Below are 23,005 nucleotides of genomic sequence, written 5' to 3'. Positions count from 1 at the left end.
CCGCAATCCTGGCTCAGCGCTGCCGAGCGTCGAGCCAGTCGGGAACGTGCTGTGCGCTGCGTGGAAACATCTCCAGTTCCTGCTGGAACGCGCGTGGGCCGGGTCGATGGTCCCAGTCCGGCTCGTGGTCCCAGTCGTATTCCACGTTGTACTTTCCGTTCACCACGAGGTGGAACCGGGCAGAGGTCCACGTGCCCTGCCATGGCCGGTACATGTCGCGGCGCAGCTCGCTGAAGAAGGTCACCGCTTGCGGGGCCTGCCACTCGATCGACTGACCGAGCACGGTGAGAACCTGCGCCCGCGTCTCCACGTACTCGCCGACCGACCGGAAGTCGATGAACAGCTGCTGCCAGTCGCTCGGCAACCGGTGCAGCAGATGATCGCGGTAACTGCCGAGCACCATCGCGACGAGCTGCATATTGAGCGGTATGAGCTCGGTGATGTCGGTGGCGGTGTTCTTGTACCGCCCCTGCCATTTCGGCAACCGATCCAGCAGCCACTCCGGCGTGTACTCGAGTTCGCGCGGAAACCGCTCGAGTTCTTCGATATACGTCGCCGCATCGACGGCAAACGGCCAGTCCGGCTCGTAATCGGTGTTGTACGAGCGGAAGAACGAGCCGGATGAGTCGATGAGGAACCTGGCCGACAACCATGCGCCGCGTTCGGGATCGCGCTCGTAGTGTGCAACCTTGATGGCGTCCAGCAGCGGCGCCAGCTCGGTCGGCGCCGCAAGCGCGGTCGCCCCACCGTTGTCCGGCAGCACCGTCAGCGACAGTTCGTGGATTTGCCCGCTCGAACGCGCGATCAGATCTATCCGGCGCCAGCCTGTTTCGCCGACCAGGTCGACCAGTCGGTTGCCGAGCTGCTGGGTGAGATCTTCGAGATCACGTCGCGCGTCCCCGGCAGGTGCCGCTCCGCCCGTCGATCGAGCGAGGTGGGCCAGCCAGCCGCGCACCTGGTCGGTGAGGTCGTGCTCGACGCCGTAGACACGTTCGGAGTCCGCCAGCACACGCGTATAAGTGGCGATGGCGTCGTCCATCCGTCCGGCGTCCTCGTACACGCGTGCCAGGCTGTTGCGCATGGCTACCGGATCGGAATGGTCCGGGCCGACGATCCGGCTGTATTCCTCGATCGCCTTGGTGTGCAACGCGATCGACTCATCGAAACGTCCGGCCGCGCCGTAGGCGCGAGCCAGCGTGTAGCGAACCAGGATCGTCTGCGCCTGCGCCGCACCGAACACACGCTCATGCTCGGTCAGCGCCGTCTCGTACGCGGTGACCGCCTCCTCGATTCGCCCGGCCGCGGCGTACGAGCGCGCGATGCTCAACTGCGTTCCGAGAGTGTCGGGGTGGTCCGCCCCCAGCTCGCGACAGCGCATCTGCAGGTTGGTCTCGCGCAACTCGATAGCGCGGCCGAAGCGATCGGCGGACTCGTACGCGTCGGCGAGAAAGTCGTGGTAGCCGACCGGATTGTCATGAGCCGGACCGAAGAACTGTTCACGCGCGGTGAGCACAGCAGCGTCCAAGGGAATGGCGTCATCGACCCGACCCACTTCCCGATAGCAGTTCGCGAGGCAGGTTCGGGTCGTGATGGTGAGGGTGTCCCCGGCGTCGAGCACCCTTTCGCGAGCGGCGAGCGTCGCTTCGAAATGCGTGATGGCACTGTCGATGTCACCGATGGCGTGATAGGTCTGGGCCAGTTCGTGCCGGATCGTCAGGGTTTCCGGATTGTCGGCGCCCTGCGTCTGCTCGGCCCCCGCCAGCAACACTTCGTACAGCATCGCGGTGGTACGATCCGCCATCGGGTTACCGAGCGCGATATCGACGAATTGCTGTGCTGCATAGAGTAATTCGGTATCAGCTTCGACGCGTTGGGCGGCGAGGGCAGCGGTCAGCGTCGCGCGTGCGGTGACCGAATCCGGTTCGGCCGCAATGTCTCGCAGGTCGATTCCGGGGTAACGGTGACCGATCAGCCGCCGCAGTTCACCGTATGCGTCGAGCACCGCCGCGGTGGTGGTGCCCGGTTGTCCGGCAGCTCCGGCCGCCACGGCGGTCGTGATGATGTCGATGGGATGCACGTCTCGGGTTCGAACCTTTCCAGCGATAGCGGTCGGACGCCGCCTCGCTTGCCGATGGCGCGGAACAGATATCGAAATCGTGCGCGTCGCGGCCAGCGGCCTCCCCTGCGCGCCGACTCTAGGTGCGCAAGAGATCGTCCGCAAGACGGCGGCAACCCCGTGCGGCTTCCCGAGTAAGGCCGTCGGCGCGGCTGCGGCCGATCGGCACTCGGCGCCCGTGCGGCGAACGCGGCTGCGCCGTGGAACCCGACGAGTTAGCTGGTGAGATGTCCGCACACCCGGGTGACGTAACCCATGAAAAGCCTCCGCTCATCTGACAAAATGTGCCAGGAGGGCATCGCATGCCATAAAGGTAAGGCCTGTCACATGATCTACCATCGAGTGATGCAGCGCACCGTCGATGGCGATACCGGGGACGGCCCGCCAGACCTGCGGGCCCGCCGCCGAGCCCAGACGCAAGCCGAAATACATTCGGCCATACTGGAACTGGCCATCGAGCACGGCTACGACCGAGTGACCGTGGATGACATCGCGGCCCGCGCGGGGGTGTCGCCGCGGACGTTCTTCCGCTATTTCCCGACCAAGGACAGCGCGATCGCCCACGACCGGTGGGGTTTCGGTCGTGCGATTCGGCGGATGGCCACGACTGCCGCAGGCCGCACGTTGCGCCTGTCCGATATAGAAAGCGTCTACCGCGGCCTCATCCAGGATCTCGTAGACGATCAGCAGGCCACCGACGCCCTCCTGCGTACCCACCGCGTGACAGCCGACTCCGCACAACTGGCCGCGGCGACCTTCGCGGCGTTCGACACGGAAAACCGGGCCGTACTCGAATTGCTGGCCGGGCACACCGATCTCGCCACCCGCTCCCGCGCCCGCCTACTCCTTCTCGTGGCGCAAGGAACCATGACCGCGGCACTGGCCGAATGGACCGACCGCCACGAAGCAGACAAGGCCACACATGCCAGCGCGACCGACCTGCTCGGCATCTACACCCGTCTCGCCGCCGAACTCCGCACCCCCGAAGCCCTGTCGTAGACGCACCGACCCGCGACCCGCATCGATCGGCTAGAAGAAATGGTCGGGGTGACAGGATTTGAACCTGCGACCCTCCGCTCCCAAAGCGGATGCGCTACCAAGCTGCGCTACACCCCGTGTCCCTCGCGGCGGGTGATCGGCCGCCGCCGAGGCTGAATCCTGTGTGGAGCGGGTGACGGGAATCGAACCCGCACCATCAGCTTGGAAGGCTGAGGTTCTACCATTGAACTACACCCGCAGGCATACGACATCTATGGGATCGCCACGATGTCGTGTGCGTTGAGACTGTACCGAACCCGGCTTCACAAATGCCAATCAGCCCCCCGCGCAGTGCGATCACGCGGGTGCCGGGACCGGTGGTCGTCGCAACGCCCCGCAGGAGTCTCGCACGGTACCGCCCCGGTCAGCGCGGGGCGCGCAGAACAGAACTAAATGAAATTAAAAGGGATCCCTTCCTTGAAACTCGGGCGTGTCGGACCGGAAACGGGGAGCATATGGTTCGCGTGACGACTCCTGTCGGGGGGAGCCGTGGCCCACGGGGTGGCCATTTGTCACGCTCGACCGGTCGCGGAGAGGATGCCACCCATGGGGACATCACGACTCGCCGCAAGGGCAGCAGCAGTTTCTTGTCAGCTGCCGCCGACCGCCGAGTGTGCTACTGGCAGGAAAATCCGGCCCAACACCCTTACCGGGTCGAAGACTCGCGCATCCTCGGCTACTCCTCCGGCTACTTCGATGTCGAGGTCCGAAACATGGATCGGCGGCCGGCGAGCCCGGCCCCACGGCATCGAGGCATCGCGAGGGGTCGCGGGGACCCGTTCGGCGTGGCGCTCCAGCGTGTCGCCAGCGCGTCCTGGCGCGACTTCACAGCGAACGAAATCCTGGTGTAACACTGGCGCGACTGCTGCGATCACATACCCGATCGCCATTCGCGAGGGATCGAGAACACGTTGTAAAACAGCGTTTTTCGATGCCGGGTGGCTTGCTAGGATCCTTTTTGCCGGACGGGGGTATCTGGAAAGGGGGCGGTGAGCGTGCACCGAGCGAGGTGGACCCAACCGCGTAGCAGTGCGAAGGATCGGGGTGAAACCGGCACCTGTGCCGGCGCCGTGCCGCAAGGCACCGACGTTACCTGCGTCGGGTGAGTTCGATGTCGATCGATATCGAGCCCCCCGTCGCCGCGATGGCCCGCGCCTGGGCCCGTGCGGTGTGCGCCGAGCCGGGTTCCGGCGCGGCGCCGCAGCAGCTGGAACCGGTACTGATCGAAATCGTCGACCGGCTGCTCACCCTGGCCCGGTCCGAGCCGTTCCCCGTGCCCGAGGCGCGGATGCTCGGCGCCCGGCTCGCCGAGGCGCCGTTCGACCGCATCCGGATGCTCGCGCAGGCCACCCGCTGGCTGCTCGGCTTCCCCTCCGGCGCGCCGGGTTCGCTGGTCGCCACCCGCTGGCCGTTCGTCGCGAGCCAGGCCATCGACAGCTACGCCCAAGCGCTGCAGGAACGCGCGCTGGCACAGCAGGAACAGAATCTTTCCGCGAAGGTGTCGCTGCGGGTCCAGGAGATCGCGGCGCTACAGCATCGGCTCCGGCACGAGGCGACCCACGACGCGCTCACCGACCTCGCCAACCGAACCCTGCTCCAGGATCGGGTCCGGTTGATGTCCACCGACCCGAACCGCGGCGTCGGCCTGCTGCTGATCGACCTCGACCGTTTCAAGCAGATCAACGACGGCTACGGGCACGCGATCGGCGACGAGGTACTCGTCGAACTGGCCAACCGGCTACGCGAGGTGTGCCCGCCCGACACCGTGATCTGCCGGTACGGCGGCGACGAATTCGTGCTCGCCGTGAATCCGCCGCACAACACCCTCGGCGACCTCGCCCATCGGATCGTGGCCGCGCTGCGCGACCCGGTCTGGTCGACGGCCGGCCCGGTCCCGGTCTCGGCGAGCGTCGGCACCGCGTACTGCCCGCCCGGAAGTTCCTGCGATTTCAGTGATCTGCTGCGTCGCGCCGACCGCGCGATGTACTCGGCCAAGACGGCAGGCGGACGTCGCTTCGCCCTCGCCGACGAACCGGAGATCGACACGGCCGTCGCCGGATAGGACGGCCGTGTCTACTCAGTCAGGCTGGCAGGTGGGGCACCAGAACAGGTTTCGGGCCTCCATGACGGCATGGCGACCGGGATGCCGCAGCGGCGGCAGGCGGATACCTCGAGTCACGCGATCGCGCAGAAGACGGCTGCGAATGCGGTCGCATACCGTTCGTTGGTCTGCTCGGTGTTGACGCTGATGGTTGCCGCGGTTCCCGCGCTCGTGGCTATCGCCATCGTGCTGAAGCCAGGAATCCCGCCCGAGTGCCCCCACGCCTGTTTCACTTCGTTCCCGCAGGGCACCTCGAAACGGACCAAGCCGAGTCCGTAGGTCATCTCGGTGAAGGACGGCATCGGCATCGCATCTTCCATCTGCGCGAGTTGCGCTGCCGGTAGCAGTTTGCCGGTGACCAGAGCGGTGAAGAACCGGTTCACGTCGGCGCCAGTAGAGATGATCGCGCCGGCCGCCCCCGTCCATGCCACCTCGGCGTCGGTGGCATCGACCCACTTGTCGTCGATCTTGCGATAGCCCCGCGGGTGCGGATCGCGTAAGCCGGTGTCACCGCGCGACGGAATGTAGCTGTCGCGCATGGCGAGAGGTTCGAAGATGCGGCTGCTGATCTCGGCGGCGAACGGACGGCCCGTGACGTGTTCGATCAGCATCGCCAAGAGCGCATAGTTGGTGTTGGTGTACCGGAACTGCGCTCCGGGCTCGAACTGCGGCGGCATACTCGTCGCGATACGCACCAGGTCGGCCGGTGTGAAATCGCGATAGGCCCTGCCGTCGGTCGTCTGATCGAGTTGCTGAGGCAGCTTCTCGGAGCCGCCTTCGGGGGCAAAGTCCGCAAGGCCACTGGTATGCTGGAGCAATTGGTGCACCGTGATCCGGTCGCCGTCATTGCCGTTGCCATGCACCACGCCCGGCAGATACCGCTCGATCGGAGCCTCGAGATCGACGGAGCCCTCGCCGACGAGTTGCATCACCGCCGTGGCAGCGAAAGTCTTTGTGACGCTGCCGATTCGAATGTGAGCCGCGTCCGCATATGGTGCGCCGGTGGCAAGGTCACCCGCACCGGCGGTGAAGGTGTGCTGTCCGTCCGGTCCACTGATAACTGCCTGCGCGCCGGGCATCCCGGAGCGGACCAGATCGGTCAGTGCGTCGGCAACTCGACTAGACATCGATGCGTCAGCACTCCGATTCGCTGTGCTGTCGGCCGCTGTGTTTTCATCGCAACCCGCCGCGACCAGCATCGCCGCGGTGAAGACGATGTACCGGCCACGCCCCCGAAATATGCCCCAACCCACTCTGTTGAACCTCTTTCCACCAGATGACCGATTTCCTGCTCGATCTGACGGTAGAGGCGGGGTCCATCCATGCCTATCCGGTGACGCCCGGAATTCGCTGTACCCCCAGGGTGGTACTTCTAGGGTTACGAGTGCCGGTGATCGGTCGGCGGAGAGGGCGTGATCAAGCCGCTCTCGTAGACGGCGACGACGACTTGCGCACGGCTGGACAGACCGAGTTTGCCCATGATGCGCTTGACGTGGGTTTTGACGGTTGCTTCGCTGAGTCCCAGGTGCTGCGCAATCTGGGCATTGGTCAGGCCATTGCCGATCAGCCGCGACACCTCGGTCTCGCGAGGAGTGAGAGCGTTCAGTCGAGGGCCGGCGACGGCCCTGGTCCGGTGCCGGTGTGCATAGGTTTCGATCAGTCTGCGCGTGATGGCGGGCGAGAGGAGTACGTCACCGGCGACAATGGCCTGCACGGCGGTGATGATCCGCTGTGTCGGGGTGTCTTTGAGCAGGAATCCGGACGCACCGGACGCGAGCGCTGCGTAGACGTATTCATCGAGGTCGAACGTGGTGAGGACGATTACCTGCGGTCGATCGTCATGCGGAGCAGCCAAAAGCTCTCGGGTGGCCGCGATCCCGTCGAGTACGGGCATCCGGATGTCCATCAGGATCACATCCGGGGAGGTGCGGTTCGCGAGCTCGACGGCCTGGCGACCATCGGCGGCGGCACCCACGATCTCGAATCCGGGTGCGGCACTGAACAGGGTGACCAGACCGGTGCGGATGAACGTTTGGTCGTCAGCGATGAGTACGCGGATGGTCATCGGACCCCGTTCGTCGGCAGTCGCACTTCGACAGCGAACCCGCCACTCGTGCGCGGGCCGGCGGTCAGGACTCCGCCGTAAAGCTCGGCGCGATCACGCATGCCCGAGATACCTCGGGGCACAATGGAGCTCGTCGATGCTCGGCCCGCACGACCGTTGTCGATCACCCGCACCGTCAGCGTGTGCTCGCCGTAGTCGAGGTAGATCCGGGCCACCGCGGGCCCGGCGTGTTTGAGGACGTTCGTGAGCGCTTCCTGCGCGATGCGGTAGGCGCACAAGTCTATTCCCGGCGGCAGGGACCGAGCGCGCCCGGTGCGGATGAGTTCGATGGGCAGACCAGCCGCACGAGTGCGGTCGGCCAGTTCACTCAGCTGCGCCAGTCCCGGTTGCGGGTGGTGGTCCGCAGTATCTCCGGGGTCGGTCCGCAGCACCGCAAGCATCCGTCGCATCTCGGCCAGCGCCTGGCCACCGGAATCTGCGATCGCGGTGAGCGCCGTACGTGCGGCCCGCGGATCGGAATCCAGTACGTACTCGGCAACGCCGGCTTGCAGGGAGATGACCGATATGTGATGGGCGACAATATCGTGCAGCTCCCGCGCGATCCGCGCCCGCTCCTCAGCGGCGGCCTGCGCGGCGCGAAGGTCGGCCCCCTCGGCCCACCGCCGGAACGCGTCGCCCAGTGCCCACGCACCCACGGTCTGCAACACCGCGTTCAGCACATCCGGCCAGCTCAATCCGGCCGCCGTAGGCAGGTAGGCGAACAGCGCGGCGGCTATCGCCAGACCCCAGATGGCCGCTGCAACCCTGGTGGGCCGATGCTGCGCCACGCTGAACATCCCGACCAGCAGGCCGATCCCGTAGAGCGGGAAGTCCCCGCCATGGCCCAACAGGAGATAGGCGACCACCGCACCGCTGATGATCAACATGCATGTCACCGGCGCAAAGCTGCGCACCACGATCGGCGCTGTCGACAATGTCGCCAACATCACCGCCGGCCAACTCATACGATCCGTGGTCGGCATGCCGACCACGGTCAAGGCTGTCAGTGTTACCGCGAGCAGCATGTCGATCAACAGTGGCCGATGATTTGCCAGCACTTGCCTCACGATAGCCATGCCGACGTGTAAGCCACCATCGGCGGAACCTCAGCGAGCCTGACAGGCCGGGCACCAGAACAGATTCCGGCCCTCCATCACCGCATGCGAGATGGGGCTGCCGCACAGGCGACAGGGTTCACCGGCGCGCCGGTAGACGTAGGTACGGGGACGGTCGGCAGCGTACGACGGTGCGCCATGGTCGTGTTCGGGGCGCACCACGTGCATCAGGCCGCGGCGAACGCCGACCTTCATCAACTCGACCAAGTCGAGCCAAACAACGTCCCACTCGGCGCGGGTCAACGACCGGCCGGGGCGATACGGCGAAACATTATGACGGAACAGGACTTCCGCCCGGTAGACGTTGCCGACGCCGGCGACCACCTTCTGATCCATCAGCAGCGCGCCGATCGGCCGCTGCGAACGGTGCATGCGGGCCCAGGCGCGCTCGGGGTCGGCACCACGCCGCAGCGGGTCGGGACCGAGCCGGTCGGTCAACGCCGAAACCTCCGGCGGCAGCAGCACTTCGCAGGCGGTGGGACCGCGCAGGTCGGTGCCGAAGCCGGGCTGCCCGTCGGGCGCGCCGAGCATGCGCATGCGTACCTGCCCGACGGGCTCCCCCATGGGCAGCTCGAAATCGTAGAACTTGCCGTAGAGGCCGAGATGCACGTGCACGACCAGGCCCGAATCGTAGTGGTGCAGCAGGTGTTTGCCCCACGCCTCGGCCTTGGTGAGCAGATGCCCGTCCACCTGCGCGGCGCCGGCGGCGAACTTGCCCTGCGGGCTAGACACGCGCACCACACCGCCCGCGAGCCGCCGCTGGTGCAGCTTCGCGAGACGGTGCAGCGTATGTCCTTCAGGCACAGCCGGTCTGCGTCAGTACGCGGGGACCGCCGGTGCGTCGCCGGACTTCTCGTACTCGGCCAGGATGTCGATGCGACGCTGGTGGCGCTCCTCTTCCGACCACGGGGTCGTGACGAACGCGTCCACGATGGCGAGCGCCTCCTCGGTGGAGTGCATGCGGCCGCCGATACCGGCCAGCTGAGCGTTGTTGTGCTGACGGGCCAGCTTGGCGGTCTCCACGCTCCAGGTCAGCGCGCAGCGGGCGCCGGGCACCTTGTTCGCGGCGATCTGCTCGCCGTTGCCGCTGCCGCCGAACACCAGTCCCAGGCTGCCGGGGTCGGCGACGGTGCGGCGGGCCGCTTCGATGCAGAAGGCCGGGTAGTCGTCCAGCGCGTCGTACTCGAGTGCGCCGCAGTCGACCACCTCGTGGCCCGCCTTTTCCAGATGATCCTTGACAAGATTCTTGAGTTCGAAACCGGCATGGTCGGCACCGAGGTATACGCGCATGGCAGGCATTCTGTCAGGCGGCTCGATTAACACCGGGAGCGGCTGCCGCGAATCGAGAGATACGCCGCGAGCGACCGGCAGACCGAGGTCTGCGCGCCGTCGCGGCACCGCCTGTTCCCAGCAACTGAATAGAGTTCATTTCATGCAGCCGCACGAACCCCAGCCCCCACAGACGGGCCAGCAGGCCGACCCGTATGCCTCGGCCGGGTGGGCGCAGGTCCCGAACACGCCCTACGGCTCCCCGCCGAACCCCGCTCCCTACGGCCCGTACCCGGGCGCGCCGGTACCGCCGCCCCAGCAGCAACCGCGCGGGCTTTCGCCCTACGGCATGCCCGCCCGGCACAGCTGGGAGATCCCGATGCTCGTCGTGATCGTCACGCTGACGGTGATCGCCTACGCGATCGCGGTGCTGCTGCTGGTGACCGGCAGCATCGACCAGTACGTGCTGCTGCTGGTCTTCGCGCCGGTGCTGTTGTGGGTGGGTCGCGGCATCACCTACTCGACCCAGCGGGTCAACGGGGTGCGCATGTCGCCGACCCAGTTCCCCGAGGGGTACCGGATGGTGGCCGAAGCCGCCGCCCGCTTCGGCATGGCCAAGGTGCCCGACGCCTACGTGGTGCTCGGCAACGGGCAGATCAACGCGTTCGCCAGCGGGCACGGCTTCCGCCGCTACGTCGCGGTGTACAGCGACCTGTTCGAGATCGGCGGCGCGGCACGCGAACCCGACGCGCTCGCGTTCATCATCGGGCACGAGGTCGGGCACATCGCGGCGGGCCACACCTCCTACTGGCGCCAGCTCGGCATGTTCCTCGTCCCGTTCCTGCCGTTCCTGGGCAACTCGCTGATCCGCGCGCAGGAGTACACCGCCGACAACCACGGCTATTGCCATCGGCACACCGGCGCGCCCACCGCGATGGCCACGCTGGCCGCCGGCAAATACCTGAACACGCTGGTCGGCTTCGATGAGATGGCCGACCGGGCGGCGCAAGAAAAGGGCTTCTTCGTCTGGGTGGTCAACGCCATGTCCTCGCACCCGGTGCTGACCTGGCGGATGTGGGCGCTGCGCGACCGCAGCAGGCACGGCAAGCTCTGGTTGCGCCCCAGCCCGCCGGCCGCGGCCGCGCCACCGGTCTATCCGAGTTCGTACGGCCAGACTCCGGCGTTCCCACCGAAACCGGTGCAGTAGCGGACGAGTGCCGCGGAACGCTCCGCGGCACTCGCCGAACTACTCAGTCGAACTCGGGCTCCTCGTTGCGCGTGCGCTTGAGCTCGAAGAAGTGCGGGTAGTCGGCCAGCGTCACCGAGGCGTCCCACAGCTTGCCCGCCTGTTCGCCACGCGGGATCCGGGACAGCACCGGGCCGAAGAACGCGGTGCCGTTGATGTGGATCGTCGGCGTGCCGACATCCGGGCCGACCTTGTCCATGCCCGCGTGATGGCTGGCGCGCAGCGCGTCGTCGTAGTCGGTGCTCTCGGCGGCCTGCGCCAGTTCGGCGGGCAGACCCACCTCGGCCAGCGCGTCGGCGATCACCGCGGCCAACGACTCCTTGCGCGAGTCCCGCTCGTATTCGGCGCGCCGGTTGTGGATCCGGGTGCCCATCGCGGTGTAGAGCGGCAACAGCACCTTGTCGCCGTGCTCCTGGGCCGCGGCGATGGCGACACGCACCGGTCCCCAGCCAGTGGCGAGCAGTTCTTTGTACTGCTCGGGCAGGCCCTCTTTGTTCTCGTTCAGCACCGACAGGCTCATCACGTGGAACCGGGCCTCGATGTCGCGGACCTGCTCGACCTCGAGAATCCAGCGGGAGGTGATCCAGCACCAGGGGCACAGTGGATCGAACCAGAAATCGGCAACATCCTTCGCGGAGCCTTTGTCACTCACGGCGGGTCCTCTCGAATCGCAGGCTTATCGGGGCGGTGTCCCCCCAACCGCTACCTCCAGCAACCACGGCGGGCGCCGATTCGTTCCCGCCCGCCGCGGCGTTTTCCGCCGATGCCGTCGCCGGCCCGGTTAGGGTTGATCGCCAGGAGTCCAGTTCCCTCTCGACAAGGAGTCCGCCATGAGCTCGGGGCAGCGGTTTGTCATCGTCGGCGGCGGGCTCGCCGCGGCGAAGCTGGCAGAAGCATTGCGCGCCAACGACTTTCCAGGGTCGGTGACCATGATCGGCGCGGAGGAGCACCTGCCCTACGAGCGACCACCGTTGTCCAAGGAACATCTGCTCGGCAAGAAGGCGCTCGCCGAATTCACCGTCGATCCGGCCCAGTGGTATCGCGACCACAATGTCGATCTGCGGCTCGGCACCACGGTCACCGGCCTGGACCCGGCCGCGAAGACCGTCGAACTGCCGGACGGTTCCACCGTCGCCTACGACAAGCTGGCCCTCGCCACCGGATCGACGCCGCGCACCCTGTCCATCCCCGGCGCCGACGCGCCCAACGTCTACACGCTGCGCACGATCAACGACTCCGACACGTTGATCGAACTCTTCGCCAGCGCCGCGCAACGGATCGTGATCATCGGGGCGGGCTGGATCGGCCTCGAGGTGGCGGCCGCCGCCCGCGCCGCCGGTGTCGAGGTGACCATCGTCGAGACCGCCGAACAGCCACTGCTCGGCGCGCTCGGTCCCGAGATGGGTGCGGTGTTCGCCGAGCTACACCGGTCGCACGGAGTCGACCTCCGGCTCGGCGCGAAGATCAGCGAGATCACCACGCGGGAAGGCATCGCGACCGATCTGGCCACCGGCGTGCAACTCGACGACGGCAGCACCATCGAGGCCGAAGCGGTGCTGGTCGCCGTCGGTGCCAAGCCGAACGTCGAGCTGGCGGAAGCCGCCGGGCTCGCGGTGGACGGGGGCGTGCTGGTCGACGAACATCTGGTCACCAGCGACGCGGACATCGTCGCGGTGGGTGATATCGCCGCGCAGCAGCATCCCGTGCTGAACCGCCGGATTCGGGTGGAGCACTGGGCGAATGCGCTCAACCAGCCCGCCGTCGCGGCCGCGACCATGCTCGGCAAGCAGGCGAGCTACGACCGGCTGCCCTACTTCTTCACCGACCAGTACGACCTGGGCATGGAGTACACCGGTTACGCCGCGCCCGGCGACTACGCGCGGGTGGTGACCCGCGGCGATGTCGCGGGCCGCGAGTTCGTCGCGTTCTGGCTGGACGGGGACGATCGAGTGCTCGCGGGCATGAACGTGAATGTGTGGGACGTGACGGATCGGATCAAGGAACTCATCCTGGATGGCGCCCCGGTCGACCCCGACGCGCTCGCCGACACCTCGAAACCCCTGTGATACGGACACCCGATGAAATACATGTTGCTGAAGACCTACAACACCCCCGCCTACTGCGACACACCGATCAACGAGTGGTCCCCGGAAGAAATCCAGGCGCACATAGACTTTCAGCGCGCCCTCGGCGAGCAACTGGCCAAGTCGGGTGAGCTGGTAGACGCGCAGGGGCTCGCCGGTCCGTCCGAAGCCCGCATCGTCAGCTCCGACGGCCGGTCCGCGCCGATGGTGACCGACGGACCGTTCCCGGAGACGAAAGAGTTCTTGGCCGGGTATTGGATCGTGGATGTGGAAAGCCCGGAGCGGGCCTACGAGATCGCCGCGCAAGCCTCGGCGGCCCCGGGTCCGGGTGGTAAACCGATCGGCGAATACATCGAGGTGCGACCGGTCATGCACGCCCCGGCCACCCCGCAGTGACCAACCGGCGAGCGGTGCCCGACGACACACCGCTCCCGGCGAGGGCCGAGGACCTGTTGCGCGAGTTGGCGCCACAGGTCCTCGGTGCGCTGGTCCGCCGTTTCGGCGATTTCGACACCGCGGAGGACGCGCTGCAGGAGGCCATGCTCGCCGCCGCGACCCAATGGCCGGTCGAGGGGCTGCCGGACAACCCACGCGGCTGGCTGATCCAGGTAGCACAGCGTCGGATGGCCGACGCGGTGCGCGCCGAGGTGGCCCGGCGACGCAGGGAGACAACGGCATTCGAGCGGGCGGTGCCCGACGCCATGCCGGTCGAGCAGGACGACACGCTGGCCATGTTCTTCCTCTGCTGCCATCCGGCGCTGTCCACGGCCAGTGCCGTGGCGCTGACGCTGCGCGCGGTGGGCGGGTTGAGCACGGCCGAGATCGCGCAGGCCTTCCTCTTGCCGGAAACGACGATGGCGCAACGGATCACGCGTGCCAAGAAGAAGCTGGCGACGTTGGACCGGCCGTTCGCCGGGTCGGATACCGCGGAGTGGCACGAGCGGCTCGGCGCGGTGCTGCACGTGCTGTATCTGATCTTCAACGAGGGCAATACCAGCACCTCGGGCCCGGACTTGCACCGAACGGACCTGTCCGGCGAGGCGATTCGGCTCGCCCGCGCCGTGCACCGGCTGCTACCGGCGGATACCGAGGTCACCGGCCTGCTCGCGCTGATGCTGCTGACCGACGCCCGGCGCGCGGCCCGCACCGGCACGCACGGCGAGTTGATCCCGCTCGCCGAGCAGAACCGGGCGCTGTGGGATCGCGCGCAGATCGTCGCGGGTGTCACGCTGACGACGGGCACGCTCGCCGCGGGACTCGACGGGCCGTACCAGATCCAAGCGGCCATCGCGGCGTTGCACGCGCAGGCACGGTCCACCGAGGACACGGACTGGCCCAAGATCCTCACCCTCTACGAACTGCTGGACAAGCTCTCGGACAATCCGGTGGTGACCCTGAATCGAGCGGTCGCGCTGGCGATGGTGCACGGGCCGGCGTCCGGTTTGGAACTCGTCGCCACCCTCGACGACCAGCTCGCCGACAACCATCGGCTCGACGCGGTCCGCGGCCATCTGTACGAGATGGCCGGCGACCCCGCCGCCGCGATCACCGCGTACACCGCGGCCGCGGAACGCACGCACAGTGTCCCGGAGCACCGCTATCTGACGCTGCGCGCCGCCCGGCTGCGGCACGCGTGAGCCGACATGCGCCGCCGCCGAGTGTGGTTCGACCGGCGGGTGGGGGCAGACTGCGAGGGTGACGGATAAGACCAGTGCCGGTGTGCTGCTGTTCCGGCGGACGAACGGCGAGACGATCGAGGTGTTGCTCGGGCACATGGGTGGCCCGTTCTTCGCGCGGAAGGACGACGGCGCGTGGTCCATCCCGAAGGGCGAGTACGAACCGGAGCTGGAGGACGCCAGGGCCGCCGCGAGCCGCGAATTCCACGAGGAGCTCGGGCTTTTCGTGCCACCGGGCGACTGGATCCCGCTCGGTGACGTGCGCTACGGCAGCGGCCGGGGCAAGAAGACCCTCACCGTGTGGGCCGTCGAGTCCGACCTCGACCTCACCGACATGGCGCCGGGCACCTTCGAGATGGAATGGCCGCCCCGCTCCGGCAAGCAGGCCACCTTCCCGGAAATCGACCGCGCCGACTGGTTCGACCTCGCCACCGCGCAGCACAAGCTCGGCACCGGCCAGCGGCCGTACCTGGAACGTCTGCGCGAGCATCTCGCCTAGGGCCTGTCTCGAAGTCGGGCCGAGCCGAACCGTGGAGGCGCCGGATGGGACTTCGCGACAGGGCCTAGGTCCAGGGGTTGCCGGTGATGAGTTCGTAAGCCTCGCGGTACTTCTGGCGGGTGGCCTCGACGATGTCGGCGGGAATCTCCGGACCCGGGTATTCCTTGTTCCACCCGGTCGAAGTGGACCAGTCCCGAACGAACTGCTTGTCGAAGGAACGTTGCGGACGGCCGGGTTCCCACTCGGCCGCGGGCCAGAAGCGGGACGAGTCGGAGGTGAGCACCTCGTCGCCCAGGGTGAGTGTGCTGTCGTCCCAGCCGAACTCGACCTTGGTGTCGGCGACGATCACACCGCGCTCGGCGGCGTGCGCGGCGCCGCGCGTGTAGACGTGCAGGGTCAGCTCGCGGAGCCGCTCGGCGACCTCGCGGCCCTCCTGGTGCACCACGTCGTCGAAGGTGATCGGCTCGTCGTGCCCCTCGGACGCCTTGGTGGTCGGGGTGAAGATCGGCTCGGGCAGCTTGTCGCCCTCGCGCAGCCCCGGCGGCAGCACGACACCGGACACGGCACCGGTCTGCTCGTACTCCTTCAGCCCGGAACCGACCAGGTAGCCGCGGGCGATGCACTCGACCTGCACCATCTTCAACGGCTTGACCCGGATCCCGCGCCCGGCGAACTCGGCGGGCACATCGGTGGCGGAGATCACGTGGTTGGGCACGTCGGTGAAGTAGTCGAACCACCAGTTGGACAGCTGGGTCAGCATCGCGCCCTTGTCCGGGATCGGGGTCGGCAGCACCACGTCGTAGACCGAGACCCGGTCGGACGCGACGAGCAGCAGGGTGTCGCCGTCCTCGTAGAGGTCGCGCACCTTGCCGGCGTGCACATGCTTCACTCCGCAGCTCCATTCCTGGATAGGGTTCTGGAAAAAAGTCCCGCGCGGGCAACCTTACCCAGGTGGCATCGTGGGGAGCGCCCGAGTAGTTCTTCGAACCCGAAGGAGCCTTATGTCCGCACCGAACCTGACTCGTGACCAGGCCATCGAACGCGCCTCGACCGTGTCGGTCGAGAACTATCGCATCGACCTGGACCTGACCGACGGTGCCGGCAAACCGGGCGAACAAACCTTCTTCTCCCGCAGCACGGTCACCTTCACCGCGACGCCGGGCGCGAGCACCTTCATCGACCTGGTCGCCCGCGGTGTGCGCTCGGCGGTGCTCAACGGCACCGCGCTCGATGTCTCCGGCTACGACGAGTCCACCGGTATCACGCTGCCCGATCTCGCCGCGACCAACGAACTGGTGGTGGAGGCCGACTGCGAGTACTCGCACACCGGCGAGGGCCTGCACCGCTTCGTCGACCCGACCGACGACGCCGTCTACCTGTACTCGCAGTTCGAAACCGCCGACGCCAAGCGGATGTTCGCGTGCTTCGACCAGCCCGACCTCAAGGCGACGTTCGACGTGCACGTCACCGCAGCGCCGGACTGGAAGGTCATCTCCAACGGCGCCGTCGTGGAAACCCTTGCGGCAGAACCGGGTAAGCACATCTTCCGCACCACCCCGCGGATGAGCACCTACCTCGTCGCGTTGATCGCGGGCCCCTACGCCCAGTGGACCGACGTCTACACCGACGACCACGGCAGCATCCCGCTCGGCATCTACTGCCGCGCCTCGCTCGCCGAGCACATGGACGCCGAGCGGCTGTTCACCGAGACGAAGCAGGGATTCGGCTTCTACCACAACAACTTCGGCGTACCGTACGCGTTCGGCAAGTACGACCAGCTGTTCGTGCCGGAGTTCAACGCGGGCGCGATGGAGAACGCGGGCGCGGTGACCTTCCTGGAGGACTACGTCTTCCGGTCCAAGGTGACCCGCGCGTCCTACGAGCGCCGGGCCGAGACCGTGCTGCACGAGATGGCGCACATGTGGTTCGGCGACCTGGTCACCATGAAGTGGTGGGACGACCTGTGGCTGAACGAGTCGTTCGCGACTTTCGCGTCGGTGCTGTGCCAGGCCGAGGCGACCGAATACACCAGCGCCTGGACCACTTTCGCGAATGTGGAGAAGTCCTGGGCGTACCGGCAGGACCAGCTGCCCTCCACCCACCCGATCGCCGCGGACATCCCCGACCTCGCCGCGGTCGAGGTGAACTTCGACGGAATCACCTATGCCAAGGGCGCTTCGGTGCTCAAGCAGCTCGTCGCCTACGTCGGACTGGAGCCCTTCCTGTCCGGTCTGCGCGCCTACTTCGCCGAGCACGCCTACGGCAACGCCACCTTCGACGACCTGCTCACCGCGCTCGAAAAGTCTTCCGGCCGTGACCTTTCCACCTGGGGCGCGCAGTGGCTCAAGACCACCGGTCTGAACACCCTGCGTCCCGACTTCGAGGTCGACGCCGAGGGCAAGTTCACCTCGTTCGCGGTGGTCCAGGACGGTGCCACGCCGGGCGCGGGTGAACGCAGGGTGCACCGGCTCGCCGTCGGCGTGTACGACGATCAGGACGGAAAGCTGGTGCGCACCAAGCGCGTCGAGCTCGATCTGGACGCCGCCGAGCGCACCGACGTCCCCGAGCTGGTCGGCGTGCCGAGCGGACAGCTGGTCCTGGTCAACGACGACGATCTGACCTACTGCTCGGTGCGCCTCGACGCGGGTTCGCTGGACGTGCTCATCAACCGGATCGCCGATATCGCCGAACCGCTCCCCCGCACCCTGGCCTGGTCGGCCGCCTGGGAGATGACCAGGCAGGCCGAACTGCGGGCGCGCGACTACCTCGCGCTGGTGCAGCGCGGCGTCGGCGCCGAAACCGAAATCGGTGTGGTGCAACGACTTCTGATGCAAGCCAACCTCGCGCTCAGCAGCTACGCCGACCCGGAATGGGCGGCGAGCACCGGCTGGACCGAGTACGCGGACCGGCTGCTGGAGCTGGCGCGCGAAGCCGCGGCGGGCTCGGATCACCAGCTGGCCTTCGTCAACGCGCTCACCGGCGCCAAGCTGTCGGCTTGGCACACCGAGGTGCTGCGTGAACTGATCGACGGCGATCCGGCCAAGGTCGGGCTGCCCGGCCTCGTGATCGACACGGACCTGCGCTGGCGCATCGTCATCGCGCTCGCCATCGCGGGCGAGATCGACGCCGACGGCCTGGCCACCCCGTTCATCGACCAGGAACTGGCCAACGATCCGACCGCAGCGGGCAAGCGTCAGGCGGCGACGGCGGCGACCGCCCGGCCGATCGCGGAGGTCAAGGCGCAGGCGTGGCGCACGGTGTTCGAGGACGATTCGGTCTCCAACATCACCACGCGCGCGATCGTCGCGGGCTTCGCTCCGGTGGGTCAGGCCGAGTTGCTCGCGCCGTACGTCGAGCGCTACTTCGCCGAGGTCGCGCAGGTGTGGGAGCGTCGCTCCAGCGAGGTCGCGCAGACCGTGGTGGTCGGGCTGTACCCATCCTGGGACGTCAGCGCCGACGCGGTCGCGGCCGCGGACAAGTTCCTCGCCGGTGATCACCCGCCCGCACTGCGCCGCCTGGTCACCGAGGGCAAGGCGGGCGTCGAACGCGCCTTGCGTGCCCGCGCCTTCGACGCGCAGTAGCAGTCGTGGCCCCCGCCCGCCGGGGCGGGGGCCTTCATCATTCAGCTGAACGCGGCGGTGTTGGCGGCGGCCCAGCTCGCGAAGGTGGTGGCGGGGCTGCCGGTGAGATCCGCGACGGCAGTGGTCGGTTCGGGCTGCCAGCCCAGCATCGAGCCGGTCGCGTCCACGTACCACTCGGCCCCGTCCCCCATGCTGCGGGCGAAGATCGCGATCGCCTCCGCACGGGACACCTTTCGTACCGTGAGGGTCCGTCCGAGTGCCGTGCCGATCTGCTGGATGCGCTCGGCGCGGGTGAGCGCCTCCGGCCCGGTCAGCTCATAGGTCCGGCCCGCGTGACCGTCGGAGAGCAGGACCGCCGCGGCGACGCGCGCGATATCGTCCATCGTGATCGGCGTGCTCGCGACCTCGGGGAACGGATCGAGGATCTCGTCGGACGCGCGGATCTGATCTGTCCAGATGGTGGAGTTCTCGATGAAGTCGCCGGTGAACAGGTGCGTCCAGTCCAGACCCGAATTCTCTACGGCCGTGGCGATCGGCGTCCAATGCGCTTCGCCGGAGAGATCCACGATCTGCCCGACGCCCGCCTCCTTCGCCAGTGCCACCACCTCATCGATGGTGTCCAGCAACGGTGCGAGGTACATCCGGTCCACCCCCTCGAAGGCGGCGGGCAGAGTGGACACCCGTCCGAGATAGCCCTCGGCGACTTCGACACCCGGGGGCAGCGCCGCACGCGCCGGGTTGTTGGTGAGCGCTCGCACGTTGTGCGCCCCGGCCGCGACGAGGTGGTCGACGACCTTGCGGCCGATGTTTCCGGTGGCTCCCGTGACAAGAATCTGCATATTCCCAAGGTGCGCGAGCGAGGCCACGACCAACAAGCCCAAGTTCTTGTGCTTGCCGAAAAAAATCGGACCGCGTCTGCGCACCGTGGAGTGGGCAAACGAAACCGGCGCGCACACCCTGCTGAGGTGTGCGCGCCGGAAGAACACGCTCGTGCTTTCGCCGTGCCGCGCCGGCGGTAAGGCTCAGGCGCGGTGGCGGTTTCGGATTGTCAGCGGCCGATGGCGGCGGCCATCACGCGCACCGCCGAAACCAGCCCGTCGATCAGCTGGCCCTGCCGGAACGAGCTGAGCGCGGCGGTGACGCCGAGCTGGCAGACGCGGTCGTTCGCGCGGTCGGCGACCGCGCGGCCGGAGCGCACCTCGATCGCCTTGTCGTTGGGCGAGACCGCGATGAGCACCGAAGCGGGCGCCTCGGGGGTCGAGGGGAAGATCGCATCCGCGCCGGCTGCCGGGTCGGTGCCGAGATCGCCGATGTAGATGTTGAACCGCACCTTGGTCGCGCGGGTCGCCTCGGTGAGCACGTTGTCGATGGCCAGCCGCTCGTCATCGCTGAACGGGGCTTCCTTGAACACGTCACCGGCCTCGTGCACGCCGGACACGCGTCCGCTGCTGGTGACGACGTACCCGTGCGGCAGGTCGGCCTCGACCACCGCGGGCCACTTAGAACTTGCCACTTGCCCGGCCTCCGATCAGCTCCGCCTTGGGGGCGTCGATGGCCGCGTGGTGACCATGCGGCTCCGCATGCCCGCCGTGCGCCTCCTCTGCCCTTTCGTGATGAACCGCCGAGGTCACCTCGTCGGTCGCACTCCACAGCACCGGCGCCGAGGTCCACTGCTGACCGAGGTCGTAGTGGGCCGGCTTCTCACCAGCGAGTGGCTTACCGAGATACGACAATCCGGCGATGGCGCCATAAATCACCAGCGGGATGCCGCCGAAGATCAGCACTGTCTCGAGAATGCTCACAGTCCAACGGTAGACGATGCTGTGTAGTAGTTCGCCTTCTGGTCGTCCCGACCCCGTCGTGTCGAGCGACGACGCGCCGAGGGCGGGCGGTTTGCCCGCCCCCGGCCGCGCGCTCAGCTGCGCGGACCACGGAAGCGGATGCGGAGAGAGATCTCCTCGGGTCCGCAGTACCGCCATACCGCGCGGAGGATCGGCCACGCGGTGCGCGCCGCGAACAGCGCCGCGCTACCTGCCATCGTCGTTTCCAGTCCGTCGTCCGGCCAGCCGTGTCCGGCCAACTGGGTGAACGTCGCGGCCGTGAACGCGCTGCCCGCGACCAACCGGAGGTCGACCTTGGCTCGTCGTGTCAGCGCACGGAAGGTCGCGGGCCGCTCGACGACCATCGGCGCGGGGAGTGGCGCCAACGGCGGCTCGTGACCGCAGCTGTGCTGGTCCTCGGCGTGAGCCCCCGGTTGCGGCTCGGCCGGTGGCAGCGGCACTACCGTGGGGTGCACCTGATCTGGGACGGCGCCGAGGCGCTCGGCGTCGTCCGCGGGATGTCGGTGTGAATTCAGCATCTCTGTGTTGTTCTCCTCGTGTGGCATCCGTGTTCCAGGACCGCGTCAGCCCGCCGAACAACGGACTCGTGAATCTTCAGGGAATGTGACCAGCACACAACCAAGTGCACGTTCGAATTACCGGCGAACCCGATCCGCAAGTTTGTCGGAGTTCGCCCGCCTCGCCGGACCGGAAGGCGATCACGAGCATAACTAAAAACGGCCGGGTTTCAACGTTTGTTTTGAACCGTTCCTACTGGACCGTTCCGAACCCGGAGAGAAGTGTTCCAGCGTTGACCGGATCCGAATTGGACGTGACATCGAGTCCGACTATTCCAACGAGGTGCGGGCTTCAATTGGAATTCCCCAACGATTCCAATTAACTCGTGCTGACAACCTAAGCAAGGCAGCGCGGTCGACTTCAAGACCATTTGGACTGGTCCAAAATTGGCGTTTACCAGTGCTTTTGGAAGCTGGGACCGGGATGGACACATCCAGGACAGCACTGCCGCACACATGTCAGGGTTGTTCCGACCCCTGGTCCGTGGTTCACTGGACGGCGAGTTGAGCGCGGCGATCTCCTCGCGCGCCGACTCCCCCCGGACTCAAACAGGGAATGTGACCGAGAATCGGGGTGAAACCGGTGGGCTTCCGTCCGCAAGCGGAGGTCCACCCTCAGCATTCCGGGCTCGGTCTTATTTATGCCGGATCGTCCGGTTCCATTGAAACTTGAGTGGGAGAATGGTCGGCGGGGAATAATCGGGCACGATTATGATCGGGTGGAAGTATTTCGGGTGGGTGCGATGGGTTTCCCGGGCGGGGTGTTGCGTTTGGGCAGTTGACTGCCGGAGAGAACGTTGCGCTGGGGAGGTGGGCTACCGGAGAGAACGTTGCGTTGGGGTGGTGGGCTGGCTGCCGAAGTTTGCCAGCTCAGTTTGTTGTTCCTGCCGCGGGAGTTACATGGATAGTGCTGGGCGCGTCAGGTGGCCTTCCCCGCTGTAGGCGCAGGTCAGACGCGCGGTGTCTCGTCCCCGCGTGGTCGCCTGGCTGTGGTGCCGTTCTCGAGCGTCCCTCTCGGGGGCGGGTGGGGCGGTCTGCGGGGGCTTTTGGGATCCGCACCAGTTCTCGGACGCACACCAGTTCGTTGGATCGCTACCAGGTCCCGGACTCGCACCAGTTCCTGGAATCTCCACTAGCTCTCGGGATCCCCCACCAGTTCCCGGGATCCCCCACCAGTTCCCGGGATCCCCCACCAGTTCTCGGAATCCGCCCCAGTTCCCGGAATCCGCACCAGTTCTGGGCGATATGAAGGGTTCAGATCCCAAAACTGGTGCAGCTGTGGGGTTTCCGAGTGTCGACCCGCACCAAGCTGTCGCTTGGTACATACCCCACTAGTTGCCCCGCGTTCTCGGCGAGATCCTCTGCGCGCAACAGCACGACCCGAGGCTTCACAGAGCTTCCATACGCTTCACAGCAGCTACAACCCCTGTGAACCGTATCGAAACTCTGTGGACCTCCCACCTATCTGTCGCTTGGTCCAGACAACCCAACCTCCCCCTATCCCACGCCGCTCGAGCCGCAACCACAGCCAGTCGACCACCCCGGAACGAGACACCACGCACCTGACCTGCACCTACAGCCGGGTACGGCACACGAAGCGCCCAGCATGATCCGGGTGCAAACCCGGGAAGGGCTACACATCACTGGTAGCCCACCACACCTAAAACCCATACCGCCCAAACGAACTCGACGCCCCCGCACAACGCGCCAACCTGGGACGGCTACGCCCTCACGGGTAGCCCCCGCACTTAAAACGGGCTGAGCCCAACCAAACTCGG

At 67.0% G+C, this 23,005-nt stretch carries 21 protein-coding genes and 2 tRNA genes; 9 read left to right on the top strand and 14 right to left on the bottom strand.

Annotated elements, in window-relative coordinates; genetic code table 11:
• Positions 1–13: 13 nt before the first annotated feature.
• Positions 14–2,077: a tetratricopeptide repeat protein gene (locus TY25_RS41100; protein WP_052383474.1), complete on the bottom strand. Its 2,064-nt coding sequence runs from the start codon at positions 2,075–2,077 to the stop codon at positions 14–16.
• A gap of 366 nt (positions 2,078–2,443) precedes the next feature.
• Between TY25_RS41100 and TY25_RS41095 the strand changes: the two genes are divergently transcribed.
• Positions 2,444–3,115, top strand: coding sequence for a TetR/AcrR family transcriptional regulator (locus tag TY25_RS41095; protein WP_052383473.1), 672 nt, complete (start codon positions 2,444–2,446; stop codon positions 3,113–3,115).
• A 40-nt stretch (positions 3,116–3,155) separates the two neighbouring features.
• Here the strand turns inward: TY25_RS41095 and TY25_RS38255 are convergent.
• Both TY25_RS38255 and TY25_RS38250 read right to left on the bottom strand, forming a co-directional pair.
• A tRNA-Pro gene (locus tag TY25_RS38255) sits at positions 3,156–3,232 on the bottom strand.
• A 47-nt stretch (positions 3,233–3,279) separates the two neighbouring features.
• Positions 3,280–3,353 (bottom strand) — tRNA-Gly (locus TY25_RS38250).
• A gap of 912 nt (positions 3,354–4,265) precedes the next feature.
• Between TY25_RS38250 and TY25_RS38240 the strand changes: the two genes are divergently transcribed.
• Positions 4,266–5,216 carry a GGDEF domain-containing protein gene (locus tag TY25_RS38240; protein WP_014982562.1) on the top strand — a complete coding sequence of 317 codons (951 nt, stop codon included), beginning with the start codon at positions 4,266–4,268 and terminating at the stop codon, positions 5,214–5,216.
• Positions 5,217–5,329: 113 nt separating this feature from the next.
• Here the strand turns inward: TY25_RS38240 and TY25_RS38235 are convergent, their stop codons facing one another.
• The 5 genes from TY25_RS38235 to TY25_RS38215 form a co-directional block, all read right to left on the bottom strand.
• Positions 5,330–6,508 carry a serine hydrolase domain-containing protein gene (locus TY25_RS38235; RefSeq protein WP_042264730.1) on the bottom strand — a complete coding sequence of 393 codons (1,179 nt, stop codon included), beginning with the start codon at positions 6,506–6,508 and terminating at the stop codon, positions 5,330–5,332.
• Positions 6,509–6,633: 125 nt separating this feature from the next.
• Positions 6,634–7,320 (bottom strand): response regulator, encoded by a 687-nt coding sequence (locus TY25_RS38230; RefSeq protein WP_042264728.1) that lies wholly within the window; start codon positions 7,318–7,320, stop codon positions 6,634–6,636.
• Positions 7,317–8,384 carry a sensor histidine kinase gene (locus TY25_RS38225; RefSeq protein ID WP_439650354.1) on the bottom strand — a complete coding sequence of 356 codons (1,068 nt, stop codon included), beginning with the start codon at positions 8,382–8,384 and terminating at the stop codon, positions 7,317–7,319. Before TY25_RS38225 ends, TY25_RS38230 begins: the two co-directional genes overlap by 4 nt.
• A gap of 81 nt (positions 8,385–8,465) precedes the next feature.
• Positions 8,466–9,278 (bottom strand): Fpg/Nei family DNA glycosylase, encoded by an 813-nt coding sequence (locus TY25_RS38220; protein WP_042264726.1) that lies wholly within the window; start codon positions 9,276–9,278, stop codon positions 8,466–8,468.
• A 12-nt stretch (positions 9,279–9,290) separates the two neighbouring features.
• On the bottom strand, positions 9,291–9,764 hold the full coding sequence (locus TY25_RS38215; protein WP_014982560.1) for a ribose-5-phosphate isomerase: 474 nt from the start codon (positions 9,762–9,764) through the stop codon (positions 9,291–9,293).
• A 142-nt stretch (positions 9,765–9,906) separates the two neighbouring features.
• On the opposite strand from TY25_RS38215, the gene TY25_RS38210 reads away from it, so the two are divergent.
• Positions 9,907–10,950: a M48 family metallopeptidase gene (locus TY25_RS38210; RefSeq protein ID WP_042264725.1), complete on the top strand. Its 1,044-nt coding sequence runs from the start codon at positions 9,907–9,909 to the stop codon at positions 10,948–10,950.
• 43 nt (positions 10,951–10,993) lie between these two features.
• Here the strand turns inward: TY25_RS38210 and TY25_RS38205 are convergent, their stop codons facing one another.
• On the bottom strand, positions 10,994–11,641 hold the full coding sequence (locus TY25_RS38205) for a mycothiol-dependent nitroreductase Rv2466c family protein (RefSeq protein WP_042264723.1): 648 nt from the start codon (positions 11,639–11,641) through the stop codon (positions 10,994–10,996).
• 178 nt (positions 11,642–11,819) lie between these two features.
• Between TY25_RS38205 and TY25_RS38200 the strand changes: the two genes are divergently transcribed.
• The 4 genes from TY25_RS38200 to TY25_RS38185 are packed head-to-tail and all read left to right on the top strand — an operon-like array spanning position 11,820 to position 15,248.
• Positions 11,820–13,055, top strand: coding sequence for an NAD(P)/FAD-dependent oxidoreductase (locus TY25_RS38200; RefSeq protein WP_042264720.1), 1,236 nt, complete (start codon positions 11,820–11,822; stop codon positions 13,053–13,055).
• A 12-nt stretch (positions 13,056–13,067) separates the two neighbouring features.
• Complete coding sequence (locus tag TY25_RS38195; RefSeq protein WP_029895273.1) at positions 13,068–13,469, top strand: YciI family protein; 402 nt, start codon at positions 13,068–13,070, stop codon at positions 13,467–13,469.
• Positions 13,466–14,710, top strand: a complete 1,245-nt coding sequence (locus TY25_RS38190) for an RNA polymerase sigma factor (RefSeq protein WP_042264717.1) — start codon at positions 13,466–13,468, stop codon at positions 14,708–14,710. Before TY25_RS38195 ends, TY25_RS38190 begins: the two co-directional genes overlap by 4 nt.
• Before the next feature lie 58 nt (positions 14,711–14,768).
• Positions 14,769–15,248, top strand: a complete 480-nt coding sequence (locus TY25_RS38185; RefSeq protein ID WP_042264714.1) for an NUDIX hydrolase — start codon at positions 14,769–14,771, stop codon at positions 15,246–15,248.
• A 64-nt stretch (positions 15,249–15,312) separates the two neighbouring features.
• On the opposite strand, the gene TY25_RS38180 is transcribed toward TY25_RS38185, so the two are convergent.
• Positions 15,313–16,137 carry a phosphoribosylaminoimidazolesuccinocarboxamide synthase gene (locus TY25_RS38180; protein ID WP_042264712.1) on the bottom strand — a complete coding sequence of 275 codons (825 nt, stop codon included), beginning with the start codon at positions 16,135–16,137 and terminating at the stop codon, positions 15,313–15,315.
• A 112-nt stretch (positions 16,138–16,249) separates the two neighbouring features.
• Between TY25_RS38180 and pepN the strand changes: the two genes are divergently transcribed.
• On the top strand, positions 16,250–18,829 hold the full coding sequence (pepN, locus tag TY25_RS38175) for an aminopeptidase N (RefSeq protein WP_042264710.1): 2,580 nt from the start codon (positions 16,250–16,252) through the stop codon (positions 18,827–18,829).
• 41 nt (positions 18,830–18,870) lie between these two features.
• Here pepN and TY25_RS38170 read toward each other — a convergent pair whose 3' ends face one another.
• The 4 genes from TY25_RS38170 to TY25_RS43100 form a co-directional block, all read right to left on the bottom strand.
• Positions 18,871–19,668 carry an NAD(P)H-binding protein gene (locus TY25_RS38170; protein ID WP_042264942.1) on the bottom strand — a complete coding sequence of 266 codons (798 nt, stop codon included), beginning with the start codon at positions 19,666–19,668 and terminating at the stop codon, positions 18,871–18,873.
• Between the two features lie 209 nt (positions 19,669–19,877).
• A complete protein-coding gene (locus TY25_RS38165; RefSeq protein ID WP_042264708.1) occupies positions 19,878–20,342 on the bottom strand; it encodes a DUF5130 domain-containing protein in 465 nt (154 codons plus the stop codon).
• On the bottom strand, positions 20,329–20,631 hold the full coding sequence (ctaJ, locus tag TY25_RS38160; protein WP_029895288.1) for an aa3-type cytochrome oxidase subunit CtaJ: 303 nt from the start codon (positions 20,629–20,631) through the stop codon (positions 20,329–20,331). Before ctaJ ends, TY25_RS38165 begins: the two co-directional genes overlap by 14 nt.
• A 113-nt stretch (positions 20,632–20,744) precedes the next feature.
• Entirely contained in the window at positions 20,745–21,035 is a 291-nt protein-coding gene (locus TY25_RS43100; protein WP_146154057.1) for a hypothetical protein, read from the bottom strand.
• Between the two features lie 9 nt (positions 21,036–21,044).
• Here TY25_RS43100 and TY25_RS44545 point away from each other — a divergent pair, with 9 nt between their 5' ends.
• Positions 21,045–21,179, top strand: coding sequence for a hypothetical protein (locus TY25_RS44545; RefSeq protein ID WP_256656722.1), 135 nt, complete (start codon positions 21,045–21,047; stop codon positions 21,177–21,179).
• The last annotated feature ends 1,826 nt before the right edge of the window (positions 21,180–23,005 follow it).

This window comes from Nocardia brasiliensis NBRC 14402, from assembly GCF_000308475.2.
GTDB lineage: Bacteria > Actinomycetota > Actinomycetes > Mycobacteriales > Mycobacteriaceae > Nocardia > Nocardia brasiliensis.
This window is presented reverse-complemented; position numbering and strand designations above follow the sequence as displayed.